This window comes from Rhodococcus sp. (in: high G+C Gram-positive bacteria) (assembly GCF_049591685.1).
Classification (GTDB): Bacteria; Actinomycetota; Actinomycetes; order Mycobacteriales; family Mycobacteriaceae; genus Rhodococcoides.
The window spans coordinates 1-6,791 of the sequence record NZ_JBAWFH010000002.1; the positions used below are offsets into that span (position 1 = coordinate 1).

The 6,791-nt window shown below is 64.1% G+C and carries 5 protein-coding genes and 1 tRNA gene; 5 read left to right on the forward strand and 1 reads right to left on the reverse strand.

All coding sequences use genetic code 11. From position 1 onward, the window contains the following. The first annotated feature begins 105 nt into the window (after nucleotides 1-105). The 3 genes from WBQ44_RS00015 to WBQ44_RS00025 all read left to right on the forward strand — a co-directional run bounded on the left by WBQ44_RS00015 (nucleotide 106) and on the right by WBQ44_RS00025 (nucleotide 3,466). Nucleotides 106-181: transfer RNA gene (locus WBQ44_RS00015), tRNA-Arg, on the forward strand. A gap of 43 nt (nucleotides 182-224) precedes the next feature. Continuing rightward, nucleotides 225-1,343, forward strand: a complete 1,119-nt coding sequence (locus tag WBQ44_RS00020; RefSeq protein ID WP_495564687.1) for an XdhC family protein — start codon at nucleotides 225-227, stop codon at nucleotides 1,341-1,343. Between the two features lie 92 nt (nucleotides 1,344-1,435). Continuing rightward, nucleotides 1,436-3,466, forward strand: coding sequence for a bifunctional copper resistance protein CopD/cytochrome c oxidase assembly protein (locus WBQ44_RS00025; protein ID WP_495564688.1), 2,031 nt, complete (start codon nucleotides 1,436-1,438; stop codon nucleotides 3,464-3,466). 7 nt (nucleotides 3,467-3,473) lie between these two features. On the opposite strand, the gene WBQ44_RS00030 is transcribed toward WBQ44_RS00025, so the two are convergent. Next, nucleotides 3,474-3,899, reverse strand: coding sequence for a MarR family winged helix-turn-helix transcriptional regulator (locus WBQ44_RS00030; RefSeq protein ID WP_495564689.1), 426 nt, complete (start codon nucleotides 3,897-3,899; stop codon nucleotides 3,474-3,476). 81 nt (nucleotides 3,900-3,980) lie between these two features. Here WBQ44_RS00030 and WBQ44_RS00035 point away from each other — a divergent pair, with 81 nt between their 5' ends. Next, nucleotides 3,981-5,795, forward strand: a complete 1,815-nt coding sequence (locus WBQ44_RS00035) for an ABC transporter ATP-binding protein (protein WP_495564690.1) — start codon at nucleotides 3,981-3,983, stop codon at nucleotides 5,793-5,795. Nucleotides 5,796-5,831: 36 nt separating this feature from the next. Next, a complete protein-coding gene (locus WBQ44_RS00040) occupies nucleotides 5,832-6,455 on the forward strand; it encodes an IMPACT family protein (protein ID WP_495564691.1) in 624 nt (207 codons plus the stop codon). Nucleotides 6,456-6,791 lie beyond the last annotated feature (336 nt).

Below are 6,791 nucleotides of genomic sequence, written 5' to 3' on the forward strand. Positions count from 1 at the left end.
CGAGCGCGCGCGAAGCACGCTCTCGAGCCGTTCGCAGGCGCTCCGGGCGACCGGGTACACTCGTCAACCGTGCTCGGGCGCGGTCTGCCGACCCGCCCGCACGACGCCTCCGTAGCTCAGGGGATAGAGCAAGGGCCTTCTAATCCCTTGGTCGCAGGTTCGAATCCTGCCGGGGGCACCACCGATCGAGCAAGAGTGTGGTGGAAAGTCCGGGAAGGTATGCGATGCGCGATGTCCTGGGCGAGCTGATCGACGTCTGGCGGTCCGGCGGAACCACCGGGATGGCCACCGTGGTGCGCACCTTCCGGTCTGCGCCGCGCCCCCCAGGAGCGTCGATGATCGTCGCGCCTGACGGCACTGTGAGCGGATCGGTGTCGGGAGGCTGCGTCGAAGGTGCGGTGTACGAGGTGGCCACCGCGGTGGCGGCGGGCGATTCGCCGGTGTTGGAACGCTATGGAGTGTCCGACGACGATGCGTTTGCGGTCGGCCTGACGTGTGGGGGCATTCTCGACGTCTTCGTCGAACCCGTTTCGCAGTCGTCGTTTCCGGAACTGGCTTCTGTGGCCGACGCGATCGCGGCGGACCGGCCGATTGCAGTTGCAACGGTGATCCACCATCCCAATCCGACCCGTGTCGGTTCCCACCTCGTTCTCGGTCCGTCCACTTCCGCTGGTTCGCTCGGTTCCGCGCGCAGTGACGCGGCCGTCGTGGACGATGCGAGGGGCCTGCTCGCCGCAGGCAGATCAGCGACGCTCACCTACGGCCCGGACGGAGAACGGCTCGGTGACGGCATGGAGGTCTTCGTCGCGAGTTACGCCCCGCGTCCACGAATGCTTGTTTTCGGTGCGATCGATTTCGCGGCAGCGGTCGCGGAGCAAGGTGCGTTCCTCGGCTACCGGGTGACCGTGTGCGATGCGCGGGCCGTGTTCGCGACGCCGCAGCGGTTTCCGTCGGCCGCCGAGGTCGTCGTCGATTGGCCGCATCGCTATCTCGCGCGTCAGGTGGAGGAAAAGGCGGTCGACGACCGCACGGTCGTCTGTGTTCTCACTCACGACCCCAAGTTCGACGTACCACTGCTCGAGGTCGCCCTACGGCACGAGGATTTCGCGTTCGTCGGTGCGATGGGGTCTCGCCGGACGCACGACGACCGGGTCGAACGGCTGAAGAATGTGGGTCTGACCGACGTCGAACTGGGCCGACTGTCGAGTCCCGTGGGCCTTGACCTGGGCGCGCGTACTCCGCAGGAAACCGCCGTGTCCATTGCCGCGGAGATCGTCGCGAAGCGGTGGGGCGGATCGGGTGAACCGCTCGCGTCCCGCCGAGGACGAATCCACCACGATTGAGGTAGGCGGGGGCGGCAGGGCCTACGACGGGGCGTAGGACTTCGCGGGCGCTGATTATCGATGCACCACAAAGACCTCTTACTCTGGATGTCATGGCAGCACAGCAGACCGAGACAGCCGAACCGTCACCGACAACACCGATGTCGACGGCATCGACATCGGTGTTCGCGACGGCCGGTCTGATCGCGGCTGTCGTCGCGGCGCTCGTCATCGGTCTGTCCGCCTCCGAAGCCCTCGTCCTCCTTGGAATCCCCGACCCGGGCCCGGTCACCACCTACGGCCTCCCTGCCGTCCGTGCAGCTGGTGAGATCGCAGTGTCGATCGCAATCGGATCCTTCCTTCTTGCCGCCTTCCTCGTTCCGCCTCAGAAGAGCGGAGTACTCGACGTAGGCGGCTACCGTGCGGTTCGTACCGGGTCGATCGCGGCGATCGTCTGGGCTGCATGCGCACTGGTCTTGGTCCCGCTGACGCTGTCCGACACGTCCGGCCAGCCCTTCACCGAAGCTATCAAGCCGGACAATCTCTGGGTCGCCCTGGACCAGGTCGAGATTGCGGGCGCCTGGCGGTGGACGGCCATCCTCGCCGTCGTTCTCGCGGTCGCATCGCGTGCCGTATTGCGGTGGTCGTGGACGCCGCTTCTGTTCGTCTTCGCGATCGGAACCTTGATGCCGATCGCGGTCACCGGGCACTCGTCGTCGGGTGGTTCGCACGACGTGGCCACCAACAGCCTGATCCTGCACCTCGTCGCGGCGACGGTCTGGGCCGGCGGGTTGTTTGCGGTGCTCGCACACGCGCGCCGCAGAGGTGCGCACACCGACGTTTCGACACGGCGTTTCTCGACCATTGCCACGGTGTGTTTCGTCGTGATGGCGGCCTCCGGCGTCATCAACGCACTGGTGAGGGTCTCGATATCCGACCTGTTCGACAGTCTGTACGGACGCTTGATCCTCGCCAAGATCCTTGCCCTCGTGGTCCTCGGATTCTTCGGCTGGGTGCAACGTCGACGCTCACTGCCTGCACTCGCGGCCGATCCGGAATCGCGATCTGCGCTGATTCGCTTCGCCGGTGCCGAGGTCCTAGTGTTCGCAGCGACCATCGGTCTGGCCGTCGGGCTGGGGCGGACCCCGCCGCCCGCAAACATCGACCCCGACCTTTCGCTCACCGAAGCTGCACTCGGCTACGACCTCGCAGGGCCGCCCACCACAGCACGATTGGCGCTGGACTGGCGTTTCGATCTGATCTTCGGAACAGCTGCGGTCGTCCTGGCGGTTTTGTACATCCTCGGCGTACGGCGGCTTCGAGCGCGCGGCGATTCGTGGCCAGTCGGACGGACCGTGGCCTTCCTGCTCGGATGCCTGACGCTGTTGATCGCCACGTCATCCGGCGTCGGCAAATACTCGCCGGCCGTGTTCAGCGTTCACATGGGAGCCCACATGGTGCTCTCGATGCTGGTCCCGGTGCTCCTGGCGCTCGGAGGCGCACTCACGCTCGCGCTGCGTGCGCTCCCCGTCGCAGGCAAGGACGGTGTGCCTGGCCCACGCGAGTGGTTGCTGCAGGCACTCCACAGCGCCCCCTCCCGATTCCTGACGCATCCGATCGTCGCGGCCGCGCTGTTCGTCGGTGGTTTCTACGCGCTGTACCTGGGTGGCATCTTCGGAGCGATTCTCGACAACCACACCGCGCACCTACTGATGAATGCGCACTTCATCCTCAGCGGCTACCTGTTCTATTGGGTGGTGATCGGTGTCGACCCGTCACCACGACACATCGAACCGATCACCAAGCTCGCGATGGTCTTCGGCTCGCTTCCATTCCACGCGTTCTTCGGCGTCGCCCTGATGAGCATGAACTCCGTCATGGGAGGGTGGTACTACCGAACCCTCGGCCTCGACTGGAACGGCGATCTGATGGGCGATCAGAAGCTCGGCGGCGGAATAGCATGGGCGACGGGCGAACTCCCGTTGGTATTGGTGATGTTGGCCCTGCTGATCCAATGGTCGAGAAGCGACGACCGTAACGCCAAGAGAACCGACCGGGCAGCCGATCGTGATCACGACGCCGATCGCGCAGCGCACAATGCGATGTTCGCAGAACTGGCACGACGAGATCGCGAGTCGACGTAACCGCTCGTCACCCGTCGGAGGTGATCTTGGCCAGGATGCGTGCCAACTCCGCGCGTTCCTGCAGGTTCAAGGTGTCGAACATGTCCGCGGCGACCTTGCTGCGTGCGGAATCGATTGCCCGCAGTCGTGCGTGCCCGGCGTCGGTCAGCGATACCAGGACGGCGCGCCGATCGGCCGGGTCGTCTTCTCTGATCACCAGGTCGGCAGCTTCGAGTGAGTCGACGATGTCGGTGGCCGATCGGGGCACGATTCGGAGTCGGTCGGCCAACGCTCGCAGGCGCATGGGCTGACCCTCTCTGGCGAGAACGTGCAGCGCTCTGCTCTGTGACGGGTTGAGGCCGAACGGCTCCAACGCGCCCATGTGGGTGTGTCGGATCCGCCGAGCCACCGCCATGAACGAATCGGCGAGATTCGGATTGTCCCCGGAATGCATGGGCCCATCCTACCGTTGTTGGTTGCAACCTCACAAAGAGGTAGCCTCTCTATTGTGGTTTCATTGTCCTAGGAGGACTACTTGGAAAAACGTCGACAAGCACACGACAAGAGCCCGATCGACCAGGCCCCTGTAGGCCGCGTCCTGTCACTGTTCCAGCCTTACCGCAGCCGCATCGCTGTCGTCACCGCGATCATCGTCTTCAGTGCGATCATCGCGCTTGCCACACCCCTCCTGCTGCGTGAACTGCTCGATCACGCGATACCGGAGCGCGACGTCACCCTGGTCACACTGATCGCACTCGGCATGATCGCAGTCGCCGTCATCACCAACACCCTCGGTGTTCTGCAGACCTGGATGTCCAACGGCGTCGGTCAGAAGCTGATGCACGATCTGCGCGTTGCCGTGTACGGGCATCTGCAGAAACAATCGCTCGGCTTCTTCGCCCGCACCCGAACCGGCGAAGTGCAGTCTCGAATCGCCAACGACATAGGCGGCATGCAATCCGTGGTCACCAACACTGCGACCTCCATTGCGCAGAACGCGACCACCGTGATGGCCACCGTCGTGGCGCTCTTCCTTCTCGACTGGAAACTCGCAGTGTTCTCGCTGATGATCCTGCCGTTGTTCGTGCGCGTCGCGCGCCGCATCGGCAACGAACGTCGCAAGATCTCCACAGTCCGCCAGAAGATGCTCGGCGAACTGTCGGTGCAGATCGAAGAATCCCTGTCGGTCAGCGGGATCCTGCTCGGGAAGACGACGGGTGCCTCCGGCGTCCTGACCGACCAGTTCACCCGCCGGTCCGAAGAGGTTGCCGACATCGAATTGAAGGCGATGATGGCAGGCAAGTGGCGAATGGCGAGTATTCAGATCAGCTTCGCGATCATGCCCGCCCTCGTCTATTGGTTCGCGGGCATCACGATCGGAAATGGTAGCGCGCTGACGGTCGGAACCCTGGTCGCGTTCACGACATTGCAAACGCAGTTGTTTCGGCCGACCATGCAACTGTTGAACACGGGCGTAGAGGTGCAGAGCTCGCTCGCTCTCTTCGGTCGAGTCTTCGAGTACCTCGACCTGCCGATCGACATCGCCGAACCGGATCGACCGAAACTGTTGAGCCGCAGTGACGTTCGCGGTCATGTTCGTTTCGAGCACGTCGACTTCACCTATCAGGGTTCGGCCGATTGGACGCTCCGTGACGTCGACCTCGATATTCCGGCGGGGAGCACACTGGCGCTCGTCGGATCGACTGGTTCGGGTAAGACCACACTCGGATATCTCGCGGCGAGGCTGCACGACCCGACAGGAGGTCGAGTTACCGTCGACGGCGTCGATCTACGCGATCTGACCACCGACACCATTGCCGACCTGGTCGGAGTGGTGTCGCAGGAGACGTACCTTTTTCACGCATCGATTCGAGAGAACCTCAGATTCGCGAAGCCCGACGCCACGGACGACGAGATCGAACAGGCGGCTCGGGTCGCGCAGATTCACGACTTCATCACCGCGCTGGACGAGGGTTACGACACCGTGGTCGGCGAGCGAGGCTACCGCTTCTCCGGTGGCGAAAAACAACGTCTCGCCATCGCTCGCACTGTCCTACGGAACCCCCCGATTCTCGTCCTCGACGAGGCAACCAGCGCGTTGGACAACAGCACCGAACGTGCGCTGCAGACAGCTCTCGACGACCTCATGGACGGTCGCACCACGATTCTGATCGCACACCGGCTCTCGACCGTCCGCGCCGCCGACCGAATTGCAGTTCTGGACCACGGCCGCATCGTCGAGAGCGGCACCCACGCCGACTTGACGAACGCGGACGGGTCCTACGCCTCGCTCGTGCGAGCGTCAGAGAATGAGCCCACGTCCGAGCGCGCTGCGGCGGGCGCTGTATGACAATGAAGTCAGCGCCGAGCCGGAGATTCTGAACCGATGTTTCGCACCGTGGCGGACACCGCGCGAGCCGAAATCGAGATCAAGAAGTCGAGATTCTTGGCAGTCGTAGCGCGAGCGCAATCCGAGGAAGAGGCGCGTGCCGTGATCGCAGCGGCGCGATCCGACAATCGTGCTGCGCGACATTACTGTTCGGCCATCCTCGTCGGTGACGGGGTCGAGAATCGAACGGTCCGCAGTAGCGACGACGGGGAACCGAGCGGTACCGCGGGGATGCCGATGCTCGAGGTGCTCACGGGCCGCGAGCTGACCAACGTGGTCGCCGTTGTGACCAGATGGTTCGGGGGAATCAAGCTCGGCACAGGAGGGTTGGCCCGGGCCTACTCCGGGGCCGTCGCCGAAGCCCTGCAACACGCTCGGTTCCTACGCAGGGAACGGCGAGAACTCGTGCGCGTCGATCTCGATCATTCCGACCTCGGCCGCATCGAGTCCGACATGCGCGGTAGGGGAGTCGAGATCGTCTCCATCGAGTACCACGCACATGCCGTGCTCACCATGGCCGTCGCCGACCCCGACGCGATCTTCGCGTCGCTGGCCGGCCTCACAGCGGGCAACGCGAAACCCCGACTTGTCGGGACGACCTATGTCGAAATCCCAGAATGAAGCGCTAGCACATCGCACCGACCGATCGTCGTGAATATCGGAGCGAAACGGACATTGCTCCACAGTCGTCCCCTCCATCCACAGAAGTCACCACGCCCGGTTTTTCGGCCCTGTCGCGCTGCACAGTGGACGCCACGGGTCGACATATGTCGATCGGCACTCGAACGAGGGGGAAGTTCATGTACGAAGCACAGTGTGCGGTGATCGGAACGGTCATCACCAACCCGGTGAAGCGACAGACGGCGTCCGGTGAGGAAGTGCTGAGCTTCCGAATGGCCAGCAACGCCCGGCGCCAGGACCGGACCACAGGGGAGTGGACGGACGGAGGCACGCTGT